This window comes from Pseudomonas sp. B21-019 (genome assembly GCF_024749225.1).
Taxonomy (GTDB): domain Bacteria; phylum Pseudomonadota; class Gammaproteobacteria; order Pseudomonadales; family Pseudomonadaceae; genus Aquipseudomonas.
In genome coordinates this window covers 3975023-3993751 of sequence record NZ_CP087193.1, presented here as the reverse complement: position 1 = coordinate 3993751, position 18729 = coordinate 3975023, and the positions used below count along the sequence as shown (strand labels likewise).

The window sequence follows — 18729 nt, the reverse complement described above, 5'->3', positions numbered from 1 at the left end:
TGTATTGACTTGATTAGCGAGCGCGGTAGGTGATGCGCCCTTTGCTCAAGTCATAGGGCGTCAGCTCGACGCGCACTTTGTCGCCGGTAAGAATACGAATGTAGTTCTTGCGCATCTTGCCGGAGATATGCGCGGTTACGACGTGCCCATTTTCCAACTCCACACGAAACATGGTGTTGGGCAGGGTGTCGACGACAGTGCCTTCCATTTCGAAGCTGTCTTCTTTCGACATGCAGTAAAGCCCTCGGTGTCCAATGAATGGCCCGGTGCAACTGCGCCAGGCAAAAGCGGCGTGCATTGTGCCCGAAAAGTGGGGTTTAAGCCAAGGGGTTCTAGTTCAGGATGACCCAACGTTGATTAATCAGCAGTTCGATAGGGCGATATTGGGTCTTGTAGCTCATTTTTTTGCAGTTTTTGATCCAGTAGCCGAGATAGACCGCTTCCAGCCCCAGGCGCCCGGCTTCGGCAATCTGCCAGAGAATCGCGTAACGCCCAAGGCTGCGACGCTCCTCGCCAGGCTCGTAGAAGGTGTACACCGCTGACAGGCCATTGGGCAGCAAGTCGGTGACGGCCACCGCCACCAGTCGGCCTTCGAGACGAAATTCGTAGAAGCGGGAGAACGGCAGGTCACGCACCAGGAAGGTCGAGAACTGATCGCGACTCGGCGGATACATATCGCCGTCGGCGTGGCGCTGTTCGATGTAGCGCTGATAGAGGTCGAAATACTCCTCGCTGAACGTTGGTCGGGCCGGGCGTACCTGCAGGTCGGCATTGCGTTTGAGAATGCGTTTCTGCTGGCGGTTGGGGGTAAATTGCGCTACAGGAATGCGCGCCGGTACGCACGCATTGCAATTCTGGCAATGGGGCCGGTAGAGATGATCGCCACTGCGACGAAAGCCCATTTCCGACAGATCTGCGTAGACATGCACATCCATGGGCTGACTGGGATCGAGGAACAGCGTAGTGGCCTGCTCCTCGGGCAGATAACTGCAAGAGTGGGGCTGAGTGGCATAGAACTTCAAACGCGCCAACTCGGTCATGATCAACCCTCGGGATAAACTTTTGATAAGGGGACTTTCTCAATTCGTCTCCCCGCATTAAGTGTAAGCCACACGGGCCAATGTCGCTCAGCAAACCCAGGTGGCACGACCGGGTTGATCCAGGTGCCGGGCAAGGTAGCCGGCAAACTCGGTGCGGGGAATCGCTCGGGCGCCCAGGCTATGCAGATGATCGGTAGGCATCTGGCAATCGATCAGCACAAAACCTGAGTCTTTCAGATGTCGCACCAGCGTGGCAAAGCCATATTTGGAGGCGTTGTCGGCGCGGCTGAACATCGACTCACCGAAAAACAGCTGTCCCATGGCCAGGCCGTAGAGCCCGCCGACCAGCACGCCATCGTCCCAGACCTCCACCGAATGGGCGTAGCCGCGCCTGTGCAGTTCGACGTAGGCGTCCTGCATCGCTTGGGTGATCCAGGTGCCATCGGCGTACTCGCGCGGCGCGGCGCAGGCGCTGATGACTGCGGCAAAATCCCGATCGAAGGTCACTTGATAGCGTTGTTGGCGCAGCAGTTTATTCAGGCTGCGGGAGACATGCAGTTCGTCGGGAAACAGCACCGTGCGCGGATCCGGCGACCACCAGAGAATCGGTTGGCCTTCCGAGAACCACGGAAAGCAGCCATGGCGATACGCCTGAATCAGACGGTCGGCGGACAGATCGCCGCCCGCGGCCAGCAGTCCGTTGGGGTCGCGCATGGCTTTTTCCAGCGGCGGAAAAGTCAGGGTATTGCGTTGTAACCAAGTCAGCATGGCATCCGGGCTTGCAGAAGGGGAGGGCGGTGGCGGGCCGATAAACCCGCCAGATAGAAGGTTAACCGTCAAACGCCGGGAATGTCATCGAGATACTTCTCGGCATCCAGCGCAGCCATGCAACCGGCTCCGGCAGAGGTCACTGCCTGGCGGTAAACGTGGTCGGCCACGTCGCCGGCGGCGAATACACCCTGGATGGCGGTGGCGGTGGCGTCGCCTTCACTGCCGCCCTTGACCAGCAGGTAGCCGTTGCGCATCTGCAGCTGGCCCTGGAACAGGTCGGTGTTGGGTTTGTGGCCGATGGCGATGAACACGCCGGCCAGCGACAGTTCAGCGGTTTCGCCGGTATGGCTGTGACGCAGGCGGGCGCCGGTCACGCCGCTGGCGTCACCGAGTATTTCGTCCAGGTTCTGGTTCCAGTGCAGGCGGATATTGCCGTTGGCGGCTTTTTCGAAGAGCTTGTCCTGCAGGATCTTCTCCGAGCGCAGTTTGTCGCGACGGTGAATCAGATGAACCTCCTTGGCGATGTTCGACAGGTACAGGGCTTCTTCCACCGCGGTGTTGCCGCCGCCGACCACTGCGACCACCTGGTTGCGATAGAAGAAACCATCGCAGGTGGCGCAGGCCGAAACCCCTTTGCCGGCAAAGGCTTCTTCCGATGGCAGCCCCAGGTATTGGGCCGAAGCGCCGGTGGCGATAATCAGCGCATCGCAGGTGTAGGTGCCGCTGTCGCCGATGAGCTCGAACGGGCGCTGTTGCAACTTGGCGGTATGGATGTGGTCGTAAACGATCTCGGTGTCGAAGCGTTCGGCGTGTTTCTGCATGCGTTCCATCAGCACCGGGCCGGTCAGGCCTTCGACGTCGCCGGGCCAGTTGTCGACTTCGACGGTGGTGGTCAGCTGGCCACCGGCCTGTATGCCGGTAATGACAACGGGTTTGAGGTTGGCGCGAGCGGCATAAACGGCTGCGCTGTAACCGGCAGGGCCGGAACCCAGAATGATCAGGCGGGAATGCTTCGCTTCACTCATAAAAACACCTCATAAGCCTTTGTCACAAAAGAGAATGCATGCTCAAATTGGACTGCGCGTATTGTGCTGTTGGCTATGCTGGAACCAAGGGTCTCAAGCATGGCATTGGGCGAACAAACCCGTACAATGCCCGCTTGTAACAGTGTTTGTATCAAAAAAGCGCTGCGTGCCGTATTTCGAAAAGCCGGGGCACAGTGTTAAAAGTAGTCCCGGTTGGGACTGTTAACTTTTTTACCTGCCTGGATTGGGCAGTTTTTATAGTCATTCAACAGATGGACGCGCCAAGGGCGCAGGAAAAGAAGCGTTTTGAAGAAATCCACCGCAGCACCTAAAACAGTCGTTCCGCTCTGGCGCCAGCAATTGCACTACCGGCTCAAGGAAGGTGCATTGATCGCCATCGGTGCCTTGTGCCTGTTCCTGATGATGGCCTTGTTGACCTATGGCAAGGACGATCCGGGCTGGAGCCATAACAGCAAGATCGACGACGTACAGAACTTCGGCGGGCCTGCCGGCTCTTACAGCGCCGACATCCTGTTCATGGTCCTGGGTTACTTCGCCTACATTTTCCCGCTATTGCTGGCGATCAAAGCCTATCAGATCTTCCGTCAGCGCCACGAGCCATGGCAGTGGAGCGGCTGGCTGTTTTCCTGGCGCCTGATCGGCCTGGTGTTTCTGGTGCTGTCGGGCGCGGCGCTGGCCCATATCCATTTCCATGCGGCGACCGGTCTGCCGGCCGGCGCGGGCGGCGCTTTGGGTGAAAGCCTCGGCGACCTGGCGAAGAATGCCCTGAATATTCAGGGCAGCACGCTGCTGTTCATTGCGCTGTTCCTGTTCGGCCTGACGGTATTCACCGACCTGTCGTGGTTCAAGGTGATGGACGTCACCGGCAAGATCACCCTCGATTTGTTCGAATTGTTTCAGGGCGCGGCCAATCGCTGGTGGGCAGCCCGTACCGAACGCAAGCAACTGGTCGCCCAGCTACGTGAAGTCGACGATCGCGTGCATGACGTGGTTGCGCCGACGGTCACCGACAAGCGTGAGCAGGCCAAGGTCAAGGAACGCCTGATCGAGCGCGAGCAGGCCCTGAGCAAGCACATGTCCGAGCGTGAAAAGCAGGTGCCGCCGGTGATTGCTCCCGCGCCGCCCAAACCGGCCGCTCCGAGCAAGCGCGTGGAAAAAGAGAAACAGGCGCCGTTGTTCGTCGACAGCGCCGTGGAAGGCACCTTGCCGCCGATTTCGATTCTCGACCCGGCGGAAAAGAAACAACTCAATTATTCGCCTGAATCCCTGGCGGCCGTCGGCCACTTGCTGGAAATCAAGCTCAAGGAATTCGGCGTCGAAGTCTCGGTAGACTCGATTCATCCGGGCCCGGTCATTACCCGTTACGAAATCCAGCCTGCCGCCGGGGTGAAAGTCAGCCGCATTGCCAACCTGGCGAAAGACCTGGCTCGTTCCCTGGCCGTGACCAGCGTGCGCGTGGTGGAAGTGATTCCGGGCAAGACCACGGTCGGTATCGAGATCCCTAACGAAGACCGGCAGATCGTGCGGTTCTCCGAGGTCTTGTCGACCCCCGAGTACGATAACTTCAAGTCTCCGGTCACCCTGGCCCTGGGTCATGACATCGGCGGCAAACCGGTCATCACTGACCTGGCGAAAATGCCCCACTTGCTGGTGGCCGGTACGACCGGTTCCGGTAAGTCGGTGGGTGTGAACGCGATGATCCTGTCGATTCTGTTCAAGTCTGGCCCTGAAGACGCCAAGCTGATCATGATCGACCCGAAAATGCTTGAGCTGTCGATCTACGAAGGCATCCCGCACCTGCTGTGCCCGGTGGTCACCGACATGAAGGACGCCGCCAACGCCTTGCGCTGGAGCGTCGCCGAAATGGAACGGCGCTACAAACTGATGGCGAAGATGGGCGTGCGTAACCTGTCGGGCTTCAATGCCAAGGTCAAGGAAGCCCAGGACGCCGGCGAGCCGTTGAGCGATCCGCTGTACAAGCGCGAAAGCATCCACGACGAGGCACCGCTGCTGCAGAAGCTGCCGACCATCGTCGTGGTGGTCGACGAATTCGCCGACATGATGATGATCGTCGGCAAGAAGGTTGAAGAGCTGATTGCGCGTATCGCGCAGAAGGCGCGTGCGGCGGGTATCCACTTGATCCTCGCGACCCAGCGTCCGTCGGTGGACGTGATCACCGGTCTGATCAAGGCGAACATCCCGACGCGTATGGCGTTCCAGGTATCGAGCAAGATCGATTCGCGGACCATCATCGACCAGGGCGGCGCCGAACAACTGCTGGGCCACGGTGATATGTTGTACATGCCGCCGGGCACCAGCCTGCCGATTCGTGTTCACGGCGCATTCGTGTCCGATGACGAGGTGCACCGGGTGGTTGAAGCCTGGAAACTGCGCGGCGCGCCGGAGTACAACGATGACATCCTCGCCGGTGTCGAAGAGGCTGGTAGCGGCTTTGAAAATGGCGGCGGTGGCGGTGAAGATGATGCCGAAACCGACGCGCTCTACGACGAAGCGGTGCAGTTCGTCCTGGAAAGCCGTCGCGCATCCATCTCCGCGGTTCAGCGCAAGCTGAAAATCGGCTACAACCGCGCGGCGCGCATGATCGAAGCCATGGAAATGGCCGGGGTCGTAACGTCCATGAACACCAACGGTTCGCGTGAAGTCCTGGCCCCTGGCCCGGTGCGCGACTGATCCGGTATTGAAAGGGGCGGCGTCTTGAGACGCCGCCCGCACTCCCACGAATGTTTATGAGGACTCCCATGCGTCTTATCCGCATGCTGTTGCTGCCGGTACTGGCTCTGACCACGCTCTCGGCCCACGCCGACGACAAGGACGTGGCGCGTCTGACTCAACTGCTGGAAAAATCCCAGACCCTGACCGCGCGCTTCTCCCAGCTGACCCTCGATGGCAGCGGCACCCAGTTGCAAGAAACTGCGGGTGAAATGTCCTTGCAGCGTCCGGGCCTGTTCTACTGGCACACCAACGCGCCTGCCGAGCAAACCATGGTATCGGACGGCAAGAAAGTGACCCTGTGGGACCCGGATCTGGAACAGGCCACCATCAAGACCCTCGACCAGCGCCTGACCCAGACCCCGGCGTTGCTGCTGTCCGGTGATGTGTCCAAGATCAGCCAGAGCTTCGACATCAGCGCCAAGGAAGCCGGCGGCGTGATCGACTTCACCCTGAAGCCGAAAACCAAGGACACCCTGTTCGACAGCCTGCGCCTGTCGTTCCGCAATGGTCTGGTCAATGATATGCAGATGATCGACAGCGTCGGCCAGCGCACCAATATCCTGTTCACCGGCGTGAAGGCCAACGAGCCGATCCCGGCCTCAAAATTCAAGTTCGACATTCCCAAGGGTGCCGATGTGATCCAGGAGTAAACCTGTAGAAGCGGGCTTGTGTGGCAAGGGGGCTTGTCGGAACGCCGCATCACCCCGTTCAGCTGCAAAGCAGTCGTAAAGCTTTTGGGGCCGCTTCGCGACCCGACGGGGGCAAGCCCCCTCGCCACAGGTAGCTGCTCTTGTCACAGGGTGTTCGCCAAACTTGAGAATTGACTCGAGGTTTTAAAAGTACGTGATGGACCTGTTTCGCAGTGCCCCGATTGCTCAGCCTTTGGCCGCCCGTTTGCGTGCGGCCAATCTGGACGAGTACGTCGGTCAGGAACACGTGCTCGCTCGCGGCAAGCCTTTGCGCGAAGCCCTGGAGCAGGGTGCCCTGCACTCGATGATTTTCTGGGGGCCGCCGGGCGTGGGTAAAACCACCCTGGCGCGGCTGCTGGCGGAAGTCTCGGATGCGCACTTCGAAACGGTTTCGGCGGTGCTGGCCGGGGTCAAAGAGATTCGTCAGGCGGTGGAAGTCGCCAAGCAGCAGGCCGGGCAGTACGGTAAACGCACCATCCTGTTCGTTGATGAAGTACATCGCTTCAATAAGTCCCAGCAGGATGCGTTCCTGCCGTACGTTGAAGACGGCACGCTGATTTTCATCGGCGCGACCACGGAAAACCCCTCGTTCGAACTCAATAACGCGCTGCTGTCCCGGGCGCGCGTTTATGTGCTCAAAAGCCTCGACGAAGCCGCCCTGCGCAAGCTGGTGCATCGCGCGCTGACCGAAGAGCGCGGGCTGGGCAAGCGGCAACTGACCCTCAGCGACGAGGGCTTCCAGATGCTGCTGTCCGCCGCCGATGGCGATGGCCGGCGTTTGCTCAACCTGCTGGAAAATGCCTCGGACCTGGCCGAAGACCACAGCGAAATCGGCGTAGAACTGCTGCAAAGCCTGCTCGGCGATACCCGTCGGCGTTTCGACAAGGGCGGCGAAGCCTTCTACGACCAGATATCCGCGCTGCATAAATCGGTGCGCGGTTCCAACCCCGATGGCGCGTTGTACTGGTTCGCGCGAATGATCGATGGCGGCTGCGACCCGCTGTACCTGGCCCGACGCGTAGTGCGCATGGCCAGCGAAGACATCGGCAATGCCGACCCCCGCGCCCTGAGCCTGTGCCTGGCGGCGTGGGAAGTGCAGGAGCGCCTCGGCAGCCCCGAAGGCGAATTGGCGGTGGCCCAGGCCATTACGTATCTGGCTTGCGCGCCAAAAAGCAACGCGGTGTACATGGGCTTCAAGGCCGCGATGCGCAGCGCTACCGAACACGGTTCGCTGGAAGTGCCGCTGCACCTGCGCAATGCGCCGACCAAGTTGATGAAGCAATTGGGCTATGGCGATGAATATCGTTACGCCCACGATGAACCGGATGCCTACGCCGCTGGCGAAGATTACTTCCCGGACGAGTTGGAGCCACAACGGTTCTATCAACCCGTGCCCCGCGGCCTGGAGCTGAAGATCGGCGAAAAGCTCAACCACCTCGCGCAGCTTGACCGTTTAAGCCCTCGACAGCGGAGAAAATAGTGATTCCTTTGATCGTTGCGGTTTCTGTCGGCGGTGTCGCCGGCACGCTGTTGCGCTTCGCCACCGGTAACTGGATCAACGCGAATTGGCCGCGGCACTTCTATACCGCGACGCTGGCCGTTAATATCGTGGGCTGTTTGCTGATCGGCGTTCTATACGGCCTGTTTTTGATTCGCCCGGAGGTATCGTTTGCGGTACGCGCCGGGTTGATCGTTGGCTTCCTCGGGGGGCTGACGACTTTTTCATCCTTTTCACTGGATACGGTGCGCCTGCTGGAAACCGGGCAAGTGCCGCTGGCCTTGGGCTATGCGGCCATCAGCGTATTCGGCGGGCTGCTCGCCACCTGGGCTGGCCTGTCCTTGACCAAACTTTGATAACGAGAAACCGACATGCTCGATTCCAAACTGTTACGTAGCAACCTTCAGGACGTAGCGGACCGCCTGGCATCCCGTGGCTTTGCCCTGGATGTTGCGCGCATCGAAGCGCTGGAAGAACAGCGCAAGACCGTCCAGACCCGCACCGAAGCTCTGCAGGCTGAACGTAACGCGCGCTCCAAATCCATCGGCCAGGCCAAGCAGCGCGGCGAAGACATCGCGCCGCTGATGGCGGATGTCGAGCGCATGGCGGGCGAGTTGAGCGCCGGTAAAGTCGAGCTGGACGCGATCCAGACCGAGCTGGATTCGATCCTGCTGGGCATTCCGAACCTGCCGCACGAATCGGTGCCGGTCGGCGATGACGAAGAAGGCAACGTTGAAGTGCGCCGTTGGGGCACGCCAAAGACTTTCGACTTCCCGGTTCAGGACCACGTGGCCCTGGGCGAGAAGTTCGGCTGGCTGGATTTCGAAACCGCCGCCAAACTGTCCGGCGCCCGTTTCGCCCTGCTGCGCGGCCCGATCGCCCGTCTGCACCGTGCACTGGCGCAGTTCATGATCAACCTGCACATCAACGAACACGGTTACGAAGAGGCTTACACGCCTTATCTGGTACAAGCGCCGGCCCTGCAAGGCACCGGTCAGTTGCCGAAATTCGAAGAAGACCTGTTCAAGATCAGCCGCGACGGCGAAGCCGACCTGTACCTGATCCCGACTGCTGAAGTGTCGCTGACCAACATCGTGGCCGGCGAAATCGTCGATTCGAAGTTGTTGCCGATAAAGTTTGTGGCGCACACGCCGTGCTTCCGCAGCGAGGCCGGTGCGTCGGGTCGCGACACTCGCGGGATGATCCGTCAGCACCAGTTCGACAAAGTCGAGATGGTCCAGATCGTTGAGCCGTCGACCTCGATGCAAGCGCTGGAAAACCTGACCGCCAACGCCGAGAAAGTCCTGCAACTGCTGGAGCTGCCGTACCGCACCCTGGCGCTGTGCACCGGCGACATGGGCTTCAGCGCGGTCAAGACCTACGACCTGGAAGTGTGGATTCCGAGCCAGGACAAGTACCGCGAGATTTCGTCGTGCTCCAACTGTGGCGACTTCCAGGCCCGCCGCATGCAAGCGCGCTTCCGCAACCCGGAAACCGGCAAGCCTGAGCTGGTGCACACCCTGAACGGTTCCGGCCTGGCGGTCGGTCGTACCCTGGTGGCGGTACTTGAGAACTATCAGCAGGCCGACGGTTCGATCCGCGTGCCTGAAGTGCTCAAGCCGTACATGGGTGGCCTTGAGGTCATCGGCTAAATGGACTATCTGCCGCTGTTTCATAACCTTCGCGGCAGTCGTGTGTTGGTCGTCGGCGGGGGGGAGATTGCCTTGCGCAAATCCCGCCTGCTGGCCGAGGCCGGTGCGCTGCTGCGAGTGGTCGCGCCCGAAATCGAACCGCAATTGCGTGAGCTGGTAGCCGGCAGCGGTGGCGAGTGCCTGGTGCGGGGCTACGTCGAGGCGGATCTGGACGGTTGCGGGCTGATCATCGCCGCTACCGACGACGAACCGCTGAACGCGCAAGTCTCCGCCGATGCCCATCGGCGTTGCGTGCCGGTCAACGTGGTGGACGCGCCGGCCCTGTGCAGCGTGATCTTTCCGGCGATCGTCGACCGTTCGCCGCTGATCATTGCCGTGTCCAGTGGCGGCGATGCGCCGGTGCTGGCGCGGTTGATTCGCGCCAAGCTGGAAACCTGGATTCCTTCCACTTACGGTCAGCTGGCCGGTCTGGCGGCGCGTTTCCGCAACCAGGTCAAAGGCCTGTTTCCGGATGTGCAGCAGCGTCGGGCGTTCTGGGAGGAAGTGTTCCAGGGACCGATTGCCGACCGGCAACTGGCCGGGCAGGGCGCCGAGGCCGAGCGCTTGATGTTGGCCAAAATCAATGGCGAAGCCCCTGTAGCCACTGGCGAGGTTTATCTGGTGGGCGCCGGGCCGGGTGATCCCGACCTGTTGACCTTCCGCGCCTTGCGCCTGATGCAGCAAGCCGACGTGGTGTTGTATGACCGTCTGGTGGCGCCGGCGATTCTGGATTTGTGCCGTCGCGATGCCGAGCGGGTCTACGTCGGCAAGCGCCGCGCCGATCACGCCGTGCCTCAGGAACAGATCAACCAGCATCTGGTGGATCTGGCCAAGGCCGGCAAGCGCGTGGTGCGCTTGAAGGGTGGCGATCCGTTCATTTTCGGGCGTGGCGGCGAAGAGATCGAAGAACTGGCGGCCCATGGCATCCCGTTCCAGGTCGTGCCGGGCATTACCGCTGCCAGCGGTTGCGCGGCGTATGCCGGGATTCCGCTGACTCACCGCGATTACGCGCAGTCAGTGCGGTTTGTCACCGGGCACCTCAAGGACGGTTCCACCGATTTGCCGTGGGCCGACCTGGTTGCGCCGGCGCAAACCCTGGTGTTCTACATGGGGCTGGTGGGCTTGCCGATCATCTGCGAGCAGTTGATCAAGCACGGTCGCGCGGCCGATACCCCGGCGGCGTTGATCCAGCAGGGCACCACGGTCAATCAGCGGGTATTTACCGGCACCCTGGCCGACCTGCCACGGCTGGTGGCGGAACATGAAGTGCATGCGCCGACACTGGTGATCGTTGGGGAAGTGGTGCAACTGCGCGAGAAACTGGCGTGGTTCGAAGGGGCTCAGGCGCAGGTCTAGAGACCGAGTCGCTCCATTCGCGGGCAAGCCTCGCTCCTACGGTTCTCCATCGACCTGTAGGAGCGAGGCTTGCCCGCGAAGAGGCCCTCAAATCTTGCACAAGCCTCAGGCCTTGCGCCAAACCCCTTTCCCGCTCAACCGCCCCCGATCATGTGCCATGTTGAAATCCTGCGCCGGCCCTTTCGGCACAATTCCGGTCGGATTGATGGTCTTGTGGCTGCCGTAGTAGTGGTTCTTGATGTGGGTGAAATCCACCGTCTCGGCAATCCCGGGCCACTGATAAATCTCCCGTAGCCAGTTCGACAGGCTCGGATAATCGGCAATCCGCCGCAGATTGCATTTGAAGTGGCCGTGATACACCGCATCAAAACGAATCAGCGTGGTGAACAATCGGATATCCGCTTCGGTCAGGTATTCGCCCGTCAGGTAACGATTGGCGCCCAGCAGCTGCTCCAGCCGATCCAGCTCAGCAAATAACTCATCGAACGCCTCTTCGTAAGCCTGTTGCGAGGTGGCGAATCCGGCGCGATAGACGCCGTTGTTCACCGCCGGATAAATCCGTTCGTTCAGGGCGTCGATTTCGCTGCGCAGCGGTGCCGGGTAGAAATCCAGGTCATTGCCGGTCAAGTCATCGAACGCACTGTTGAACATGCGGATGATCTCCGCCGATTCATTGCTGACGATGCGGTTGGTCTGTTTGTCCCACAGCACCGGCACGGTGACACGGCCGGTGTAGTCGGCGGTATCGGCGGTGTAGCGCTGGTGCATGAAATTGAAATGATCGAGCTTGTCGCCGGTCGATCCGAGGTTTTTATCGAAGGTCCAGCCGTTTTCCAGCATCAACCAGCTGACCACCGACACATCGATCAGGCTTTCCAGGCCTTTGAGTTTGCGCAGGATCAGCGTGCGATGGGCCCACGGGCAGGCGAGGGACACATAGAGGTGATAGCGACCGGCCTCGGCGGCAAAACCACCGACGCCGCTCGGGCCTGGCTTGCCATCGGCGGTCAGCCAGTTACGACGCTGCGCCTGTTCACGCTGGAACGCGCCATCCTTGCTGCTTTGGTACCACTGATCCTGCCAGCGACCTTCGACTAACAAACCCATGTGCCTGACTCCTCAACCTATAAGCGTTGGAGAGGAGTCTATGCGCATAGGTTTGAACAAAAAGCGCAAAGGTTGGGCTGTTATGATCGATTAAATCGATCGGTCCCGGGCGTCCCAATATTGCTGGGCGGTTTCGAAGGCTTGGTCGCGAGGCTGGCCGAGGCCGCGCAAGGCCAGGGCCATGGTCGAGATCAGCGCCATCTGCGGGTAGCTGTCGACCACATCGCCACGCCATACGGCTTTCAAGTGCTCGGGATCCAGGCTCGCCGGTTTGACGTGGCGCTGGCTCGACAGCTGCGGCCATTCTTCATCCCAGCTTTCGCCGCCGGTGGTGCCATACAGGTGACTGTCGGCGTCCGGGTTGATCTCAATCTCGCCGCCATCGCCCTTGACGACGATTGCCGTGTCCCCGAGCAGACCGCTGGCATCGCGATGCACCGCCTGGTAGCCGGGGTGGAAAATGCTTTGCAGGCCACAACGGGCGCCCAATGGGTTGAGAATCCGCGCCAGGGAATGGATCGGCGAGCGCAGGCCCAGGGTGTTGCGCAGGTCGATCATTCGCTGAAGCTGGGGGGCCCAGTCCACCAATGGCATGAACGCCAGGCCGCCCTGATCGAGTGCCGCACCGACCTGCTGCCAGTTGCGGCACAACGGTATGTTCAGCGTCTCGAGCAGTTGTTCACTGTACAGCCGACCCGCCGTGTGTGCGCCACCGCCATGCATGAAGATGCGCACGCCGTTCTGCGCCAGGCACTTGGCCGCCAGCAGATACCACGGCAAATGCCGCTTCTTGCCGGCGTACGTCGGCCAGTCCAGATCGACCGCCAGCGCCGGTGGATTCAGGCGTTCACGCAAGGCTTCGGTGAATCCGGCCATTTCCTCGGCGCTCTCTTCCTTGTGCCGCAACAGCATCAGGAACGCGCCGAGCTGGGTGTCCTCGACCTTGTCGTCGAGCACCATGCCCATGGCTTGGCGGGCTTCTTCGCGGGTCAAATCACGGGCGCCACGTTTGCCTTTGCCCAAGATCCGCACGAACTGGGCGAACGGGTGCTCGGCGGGCGTTTCGAGGGTCAGCGCTGGATAGTCGGTCATAAGCAATTCGTCGGTTTGGGCAGGCCCGCCAGTTTCGCGGCGAGTTTGGCAGGGGTGCCTTTGAACAGTCGGTTCAGGTGCAGGCTGTTGCCCTTGTCGGGGCCGAGCTTCAATGCGGTGTACTTGATCAACGGGCGGGTCGCCGGGGACAACTGGAATTCATCGTAGAAACTGCGCAGCAGTTCGAGGATTTCCCAATGTTCCTGGCTCAACTCGATGTCTTCGGCGGCGGCGAGAGCGGTGGCCACCTCGGTAGACCAGTCGCTCAGTTCCACCAGGAAACCGTCCTTGTCCAGTTCAATGGCGCGGGCGCCAACGGTCAGGGATTTCATAGCCAACTGTTGACCTTGTCATAGTGAATCGACAGTTCGACGAAGGCCGGGTAGTCAATGGCACTGGCCCAGTCCGGAACTTGCACAGCACGGGCCTGTGCGTCTTCGGCCAGTACGAACAGTTTCAGGTTGCGAGCATGCAAAGAGCTGAATGGCGCGGTGCCTGGCTGCAAGGCATAGGCCGCATCGCCACTCAGCAGCAGCGCATCGTTGGGGCCGATCACGCGCAGGCAACTGCTCAGGCGCTCGTCGCCGAAAGGGGAATGAGACAACACATGCAAAGTCGACATCAGAGGGTGATCACCTGGTCGTAACGGTCAATAAGGGCGGTGATGTCCTGGGCGCTCAGTACCCGGGCTTCTTCAAGCGACAGACCTTTGGGGTCCAGGCCTCGGGCCGCTACGCTGTCAGCGCATACGAACAGGTCTTCGACGCCGAACATCGGCAAGGCTTGCAGGTTGGCGCTCAGGTCTTTTTGCTGCAACGCCTTGGCGTCCTGTTTCGCAGCGAGCTGGAACACGCCGTCATCGAGAAACAGCAGGCCGATTGGCAAATCGAAAGCACCGCCGGCCAATACAATGTCCAGCGCTTCCCGCGCATTCGGCCCGGACCACGGCGCCTGACGGCTGATAATCAGCAAGGATTTAGCCATCTCACGCGCCTCCGAAACAGATCAGGCGGTCAGCGTCCTGCACCGCGTCATGCAACTGGCCAAGGCCGGACAATTCCCACGGCGCGCCCACTGCGACCGCTTCACGCTGATAGCGCTGGGCTTCTTCCTCGTTCAGCACGCCACGACGCAGGGCGGCGGCGATGCAGACCACGCCATCGAGTTGATGCTCGCTGACAAAGGTGCGCCATTGTTTCGGCAAGTCCTGCTCATCCTGAGGCGTGACCACACTGCCGGACGCGTTGTAGACGCCATCCTGATAGAAAAACAGCCGGACAATCTCATGTCCGCTGGCCAGCGCGGCTTGGGCGAACAGCAAGGCTCGGCGCGAGGAGGGCGCATGGGCGGCGGAAAACAGCGCAATGGCGAATTTCATGACGGACTCGATCAGCAAAACTGCGGCCATGATAAAGCTTTATCGGCAGGGCGGCGAAGGGCTTTGGGTAGGTGAGATTGCGACGGTTACTTGGTCAGCCCATACAACTCGCAATACTCAAGCCAGTCCATACCGGCCATCTCGGCAACTTCCTTGTGCACCTCCAGGCGTTGGGCGTGGTAATCCTCAGGCGTGGCGGCGGTCAATTGCAGTGTCAGCTCCCAGGCAAACAAACCCAGGCGCTCGGCCTCGGCTTCGAACGCTTCATGCAAGCGTTCGTCGCGGTACTGCGCCATCGTCTCGCCTTTGGCCTGGGCGAGCAGGGGATTGAGATTGTCTAGCTCAAGACGCAGCTCAGGGCGTTCATCGAGGAATTTTCTCAGCGCCTGTTCGTGTTGCTGTTCGGTTGCCGCCATGGTCACTCCTTGAGGGGATTACGAAGACTGCTTTTTGCTCGCCTTGGCAGCCGCGGCCAGGCACTCGAGGGCAAACTGCTCGGTGTAGGTCATTTGGATCGGCGTGGTTTCGCCTTTGACGGTTCTTTCGCCGTCGAGAATGTAGCGAATCCGCTTGTCGGTGACGCCAATTCGCTTGGCGATCCAGGCCGGCGTCTGACCGATCTGGCTGATCAGTTTGTCGGCGTAGTCGGTGGACGGTTTGTAGAACTCGGCGTTGGGTGTCATGGCTTTCCTGAAAAATGGGCGATGCGACGATATCGGCGCGACAGGGTGCGCGAATCGTTGCGCGGTGTCGCGGTATAAATGAAGTAAAGCAGAACGATACGCCGCGCCGCGGTGGTAAAGTCCGCTTTTTCCTGATGAGCGAACGCAATGCGAATTCTGATGGTGGCGCTGGCCGCAACCTTGCTGGCGGGCTGCGCCGGATCGGCGATGAACGACGCCCGCACCAAAACCCCGTACAAAACCCTGACCTCGGACAAACCGGAAAAAGTCGTCGCCCAGTGCGTGCAGTTTGCCTGGCAGGACGAGGCGGTGTTCGGCGTCGATGCCGGTGCGTATTTGCAGCCGGGCAAGAAGGGCGGCTCGACGGTCTACACCCGTTCGGCCGAATCTTTCGTGGACGTGACCAGCGATGCTTCAGGCACGGCCTTGAGCTACTACGCCCAGCATGATGATTTTGTCGCCAAGCGCCGTTTGGCGGCGTTGGCGACCTGTTTGTAAGCAAGATCGAAGATCCAGAAAAGATCGCAGCCTCGTTTCACTCGACAGCTCCTACAGGGGAATACAAAACCCATGTAGGAGCTGTGTAGGAGCTGTCGAGTGAAACGAGGCTGCGATCTTTTAAGGCACCCCAAAAACCGAAGCTTACAAATCCATCAAACGCTTCTGGAAAAAGAAGCGCTTATGGCCCGGCGGGTAATCGGCAATCTGCCCCAGCTCGCTGTAGCCGTGTTTCTTGTAAAACTCCGGCGCCTGGAAGTCGAAGGTGTCCAGCCAGATCCCGATGCACTCTTTCTCCCGCGCCAGGTCTTCGGCCATCTGCATCAGCTTCGAACCCAGCCCTTGTCCCCGTGCCTGGTCCGGTACCGACAACAATTCAATGAAAAACCACCGATAAAACACTCGGCCATAAAGCCCGCCGAGAATCTCGTCGTTGTCATCGCGCACCAACAAGGCAATCTGCTCTGACACCGTGGGCCCGGCTTTTGAGGCGTTGTAGGCGCGCAGCGGTGTGAGGATCGCTTCGCGTTCTTCCTGGGTGGCGTTTTCCGACAGTTCAATTCGCAGGGTCATGGGCTACATCCATATGGCAAAGAGAGAGCCTATCGCGATCGTAGTTTGTTTGGAACTCTCGGGCCGCTGACCTGAAGCACACAATCATTTGTTACTTTGGCGTGTAGTCCAATTGGATTTCTAGTAACTCCAACCCTCTGAATCAACACGTTCTGAAGGATTGGACAAAGCGTTAAAAAAAGAGGCCCGGCAACCATGCCGGGCTTTTCTGTTTTCGCCTAACATGGACGCCCTCTGACGAAAATAAGGATGAATTGTCATGTCGAACACAGCCGAGCGGGTCAACATCATCGAGTCCCAGGTGTTGTCCCACAACTGGTATCTGCTGAAGAAAATCACGTTCGATTACCTGCGCAACAACGGCGACTGGCAGCGCCAGAGCCGCGAGGTCTACGACCGTGGCAACGGCGCGGCGATTCTGCTGTTCAACCGCGAGAAAAAAACTGTCGTGCTGACTCGCCAGTTCCGGTTGCCGGTGTTCGTCAACGGCCATGATGGTTTGTTGATTGAAGTGGCGGCGGGGCTGCTGGAAGGCGCTGCGCCTGAAGAGCGCATTCGCGCTGAAGCCGAAGAGGAAACCGGCTATCGCGTCCACCATGTGCAGAAGGTGTTCGAGTCCTACATGAGCCCCGGTTCGGTCACGGAGAAACTGCATTTCTTTATCGCCGAATACGACGCGTCTTCAAAGGTCAGCGAGGGCGGTGGGCTGGAAGACGAAACCGAAGAACTGGAAGTGCTGGAGTGGAAATTCGACGACGCCCTTGAGGCGTTTTATCGCGGGGAGATCTGCGATGCCAAGACCATCATGCTGCTGCAGTATGCGGCGATGAAGGACATTTTCGGACCGGTCTGAGTCGGCGGGGTGTGCCTGGATCGAGAGAGCGTTCAGGCACAATGGTCGAGCGTTTCGGCACAGTAATCGCCCAGCGCTCTCTCTAGACTCGTGCTTCACGCCAAGACACCGATGAGGTCACGATGAACATTCGAATTATCCTATCCGCATTGTCCATGGGGGTCGTCCTCACTGGGCACGCAGCCGACTTCTCGCTGACGAGCCAGGATATTGCTGAAAATCGCCCGCTGACCAGTCGCGAGGTATTCCAGGGTTTCGGTTGTGAAGGGGGAAATACGTCTCCGCAACTGTCCTGGTCCAACGCCCCGGCGGAGACTAAAAGTTACGCAATCACGGTCTATGACCCTGATGCGCCGACCGGCAGCGGCTGGTGGCATTGGACGGTGGTCAACTTACCGGCTTCAACCAAAAGTCTGCCAAGCGGGGTCGGTTCGAACCTGCCTGCCGGTGCCGTACAAGGACGAACCGATTATGGCCAACCGGGATTTGGCGGAGCGTGCCCTCCTGTGGGAGATAAGCCCCATCGCTATCAATTCACCGTATGGGCGTTGAAAGTCGATAAGCTGCCACTCGACAGCCAGGCCAGCGGAGCCTTGGTGGGCTATATGCTCAATGCCAACGCCTTGGCCAAAGCGACCATCACTTCAACTTACGGACGTTAAGAACGATGCGCCCTTGTGACGGCATCCAGCACCGGGAAAACATTATCGATGCGTGTGTCATCCGGGCGCGGCAGCCTCATACCTTGCAACGGGTGCCGATCTTCGCGACCACCTTGTGTCGAGTGCGGCAGGGGGAAAAGCTGTTGCAATGGGATGACCGGGAGATGCGTGCAGGGCCGCAACACTTGATCCTTATGCCGGCCGGGCGCGAGCTTGGCATCTCGAACTTCCCCGGCCTTCATGGTCACTACATCGCTGATGTCGTGACCTTTCCCGCTTCGACACTGCGCAACTTCAGCAGTCGATATGGCCGGCAGATCATGAGTGGTCACCGTGCCCCGAAGACAGATCTGTGTGTGCCTCTGGACAGGCATACGACGCAGGCATGGGAGCAGTTATTGGCCGCCATCAATGCGAACGCTCCGGATGCATTGCGCACCCACTATGGGGAAGCGGTTCTGCTCAGCCTGGGCCTCAATGGCCACGCCGGACCGCTGCTGACGGATCGCAATGATCCACTGTGCGAACGTGTGCAGCAGTTGCTGATGGGCAGCCCTGAGAGCGACTGGACGGTTGCGAGCGTTGCACAACACCTGAACCTTGGTGAGTCGACGTTGCGGCGCCAACTGGCCAATGAGGGGAGCAGTTTCAGGAATATTCTGGAAAGTGTTCGACTTGCAACGGCGCTGCAATGGTTGCAAACCACTTCTCGGCCCATCGGTGAAATTGCCGGCGCCAGCGGCTACGCCTCGGCCTCACGTTTTGCCGTGCGCTTTCGCTCACACTATGGCCTGTCGCCACGGGAATTGCGGGCGACGATTTAGGTATTCCTGTGCGCGGTGAAACTGTGCGTTCTTTGGCGAGCGTGCTTGCTTGCGCCGTTATCTGTGGCGAGGGGGCTTGCCCCCGTTGGGTCGCGAAGCGGCCCCAAACCCCCGCAATTGCATGTTTTCAGGTACATCGCATGCACCGGTTTACGACTGCTTCGCAGCCGAACGGGGTTAAGCCCCCTCGCCACAGGGTTGGGCGCGATCAGAGCCCATAAACGGCCTTGATCAG

At 60.0% G+C, this 18729-nt stretch carries 23 protein-coding genes; 10 read left to right on the top strand and 13 right to left on the bottom strand.

Going from position 1 to position 18729, the window contains the following annotated elements; translation table 11 throughout:
- Window positions 1-13 precede the first annotated feature (13 nt).
- From infA to trxB, 4 genes are all read right to left on the bottom strand, one after another.
- Window positions 14-232 (bottom strand): translation initiation factor IF-1, encoded by a 219-nt coding sequence (gene infA / locus LOY36_RS17770; RefSeq protein ID WP_002553999.1) that lies wholly within the window; start codon window positions 230-232, stop codon window positions 14-16.
- A 100-nt stretch (window positions 233-332) separates the two neighbouring features.
- Window positions 333-1040, bottom strand: a complete 708-nt coding sequence (locus tag LOY36_RS17765) for an arginyltransferase (RefSeq protein ID WP_018925525.1) — start codon at window positions 1038-1040, stop codon at window positions 333-335.
- Window positions 1041-1127: 87 nt separating this feature from the next.
- Window positions 1128-1808 carry a leucyl/phenylalanyl-tRNA--protein transferase gene (gene aat, locus LOY36_RS17760; RefSeq protein ID WP_018925526.1) on the bottom strand — a complete coding sequence of 227 codons (681 nt, stop codon included), beginning with the start codon at window positions 1806-1808 and terminating at the stop codon, window positions 1128-1130.
- 68 nt (window positions 1809-1876) lie between these two features.
- Window positions 1877-2836: a thioredoxin-disulfide reductase gene (gene trxB, locus LOY36_RS17755; RefSeq protein WP_018925527.1), complete on the bottom strand. Its 960-nt coding sequence runs from the start codon at window positions 2834-2836 to the stop codon at window positions 1877-1879.
- Window positions 2837-3142: 306 nt separating this feature from the next.
- On the opposite strand from trxB, the gene LOY36_RS17750 reads away from it, so the two are divergent.
- From LOY36_RS17750 to cysG, 6 genes are all read left to right on the top strand, one after another.
- Window positions 3143-5548 (top strand): DNA translocase FtsK, encoded by a 2406-nt coding sequence (locus tag LOY36_RS17750; RefSeq protein WP_019580089.1) that lies wholly within the window; start codon window positions 3143-3145, stop codon window positions 5546-5548.
- 68 nt (window positions 5549-5616) lie between these two features.
- Window positions 5617-6240: an outer membrane lipoprotein chaperone LolA gene (lolA, locus tag LOY36_RS17745; protein WP_018925528.1), complete on the top strand. Its 624-nt coding sequence runs from the start codon at window positions 5617-5619 to the stop codon at window positions 6238-6240.
- Window positions 6241-6436: 196 nt separating this feature from the next.
- Window positions 6437-7759: a replication-associated recombination protein A gene (locus tag LOY36_RS17740; protein ID WP_258669400.1), complete on the top strand. Its 1323-nt coding sequence runs from the start codon at window positions 6437-6439 to the stop codon at window positions 7757-7759.
- Entirely contained in the window at window positions 7759-8133 is a 375-nt protein-coding gene (gene crcB / locus LOY36_RS17735; RefSeq protein WP_007941127.1) for a fluoride efflux transporter CrcB, read from the top strand. The genes LOY36_RS17740 and crcB overlap by 1 nt, the downstream gene beginning before the upstream one ends.
- Window positions 8134-8148: 15 nt before the next feature.
- A complete protein-coding gene (serS, locus tag LOY36_RS17730) occupies window positions 8149-9429 on the top strand; it encodes a serine--tRNA ligase (protein ID WP_258669397.1) in 1281 nt (426 codons plus the stop codon).
- Entirely contained in the window at window positions 9430-10824 is a 1395-nt protein-coding gene (gene cysG, locus LOY36_RS17725) for a siroheme synthase CysG (protein WP_258669394.1), read from the top strand. It abuts the gene before it with no gap.
- A 105-nt stretch (window positions 10825-10929) separates the two neighbouring features.
- On the opposite strand, the gene LOY36_RS17720 is transcribed toward cysG, so the two are convergent.
- The 8 genes from LOY36_RS17720 to LOY36_RS17685 form a co-directional block, all read right to left on the bottom strand.
- Entirely contained in the window at window positions 10930-11931 is a 1002-nt protein-coding gene (locus tag LOY36_RS17720) for a glutathione S-transferase family protein (RefSeq protein WP_258669386.1), read from the bottom strand.
- 90 nt (window positions 11932-12021) lie between these two features.
- A complete protein-coding gene (locus LOY36_RS17715; RefSeq protein WP_258669383.1) occupies window positions 12022-13023 on the bottom strand; it encodes a glycosyl transferase family protein in 1002 nt (333 codons plus the stop codon).
- Window positions 13020-13355, bottom strand: coding sequence for a TusE/DsrC/DsvC family sulfur relay protein (locus tag LOY36_RS17710; RefSeq protein ID WP_258669380.1), 336 nt, complete (start codon window positions 13353-13355; stop codon window positions 13020-13022). Before LOY36_RS17710 ends, LOY36_RS17715 begins: the two co-directional genes overlap by 4 nt.
- Window positions 13352-13645, bottom strand: coding sequence for a sulfurtransferase complex subunit TusB (tusB, locus tag LOY36_RS17705; protein WP_258669365.1), 294 nt, complete (start codon window positions 13643-13645; stop codon window positions 13352-13354). The genes LOY36_RS17710 and tusB overlap by 4 nt, the downstream gene beginning before the upstream one ends.
- Complete coding sequence (gene tusC / locus LOY36_RS17700; RefSeq protein WP_028941281.1) at window positions 13645-14007, bottom strand: sulfurtransferase complex subunit TusC; 363 nt, start codon at window positions 14005-14007, stop codon at window positions 13645-13647. The genes tusB and tusC overlap by 1 nt, the downstream gene beginning before the upstream one ends.
- Window position 14008: 1 nt before the next feature.
- Window positions 14009-14401 carry a sulfurtransferase complex subunit TusD gene (tusD, locus tag LOY36_RS17695; protein ID WP_258669362.1) on the bottom strand — a complete coding sequence of 131 codons (393 nt, stop codon included), beginning with the start codon at window positions 14399-14401 and terminating at the stop codon, window positions 14009-14011.
- An 86-nt stretch (window positions 14402-14487) separates the two neighbouring features.
- Complete coding sequence (locus LOY36_RS17690) at window positions 14488-14817, bottom strand: DUF6388 family protein (RefSeq protein WP_258669359.1); 330 nt, start codon at window positions 14815-14817, stop codon at window positions 14488-14490.
- A gap of 18 nt (window positions 14818-14835) precedes the next feature.
- Complete coding sequence (locus LOY36_RS17685) at window positions 14836-15084, bottom strand: hypothetical protein (protein WP_007941139.1); 249 nt, start codon at window positions 15082-15084, stop codon at window positions 14836-14838.
- Between the two features lie 147 nt (window positions 15085-15231).
- Between LOY36_RS17685 and LOY36_RS17680 the strand changes: the two genes are divergently transcribed.
- A complete protein-coding gene (locus LOY36_RS17680; protein ID WP_007941140.1) occupies window positions 15232-15582 on the top strand; it encodes a hypothetical protein in 351 nt (116 codons plus the stop codon).
- Between the two features lie 144 nt (window positions 15583-15726).
- On the opposite strand, the gene LOY36_RS17675 is transcribed toward LOY36_RS17680, so the two are convergent.
- Window positions 15727-16155, bottom strand: coding sequence for a GNAT family N-acetyltransferase (locus LOY36_RS17675; RefSeq protein ID WP_258669356.1), 429 nt, complete (start codon window positions 16153-16155; stop codon window positions 15727-15729).
- A 259-nt stretch (window positions 16156-16414) separates the two neighbouring features.
- Between LOY36_RS17675 and LOY36_RS17670 the strand changes: the two genes are divergently transcribed.
- The 3 genes from LOY36_RS17670 (at window position 16415) to LOY36_RS17660 (ending at window position 18494) form a co-directional block, all read left to right on the top strand.
- A complete protein-coding gene (locus LOY36_RS17670) occupies window positions 16415-17008 on the top strand; it encodes an NUDIX domain-containing protein (protein WP_018925541.1) in 594 nt (197 codons plus the stop codon).
- A gap of 122 nt (window positions 17009-17130) precedes the next feature.
- Window positions 17131-17670 (top strand): kinase inhibitor, encoded by a 540-nt coding sequence (locus tag LOY36_RS17665; RefSeq protein ID WP_026331779.1) that lies wholly within the window; start codon window positions 17131-17133, stop codon window positions 17668-17670.
- Between the two features lie 5 nt (window positions 17671-17675).
- The gene (locus LOY36_RS17660) at window positions 17676-18494 is read left to right on the top strand and encodes a helix-turn-helix transcriptional regulator (RefSeq protein ID WP_258669354.1); all 819 of its coding nucleotides are present in this window, start codon (window positions 17676-17678) and stop codon (window positions 18492-18494) included.
- Window positions 18495-18729 lie beyond the last annotated feature (235 nt).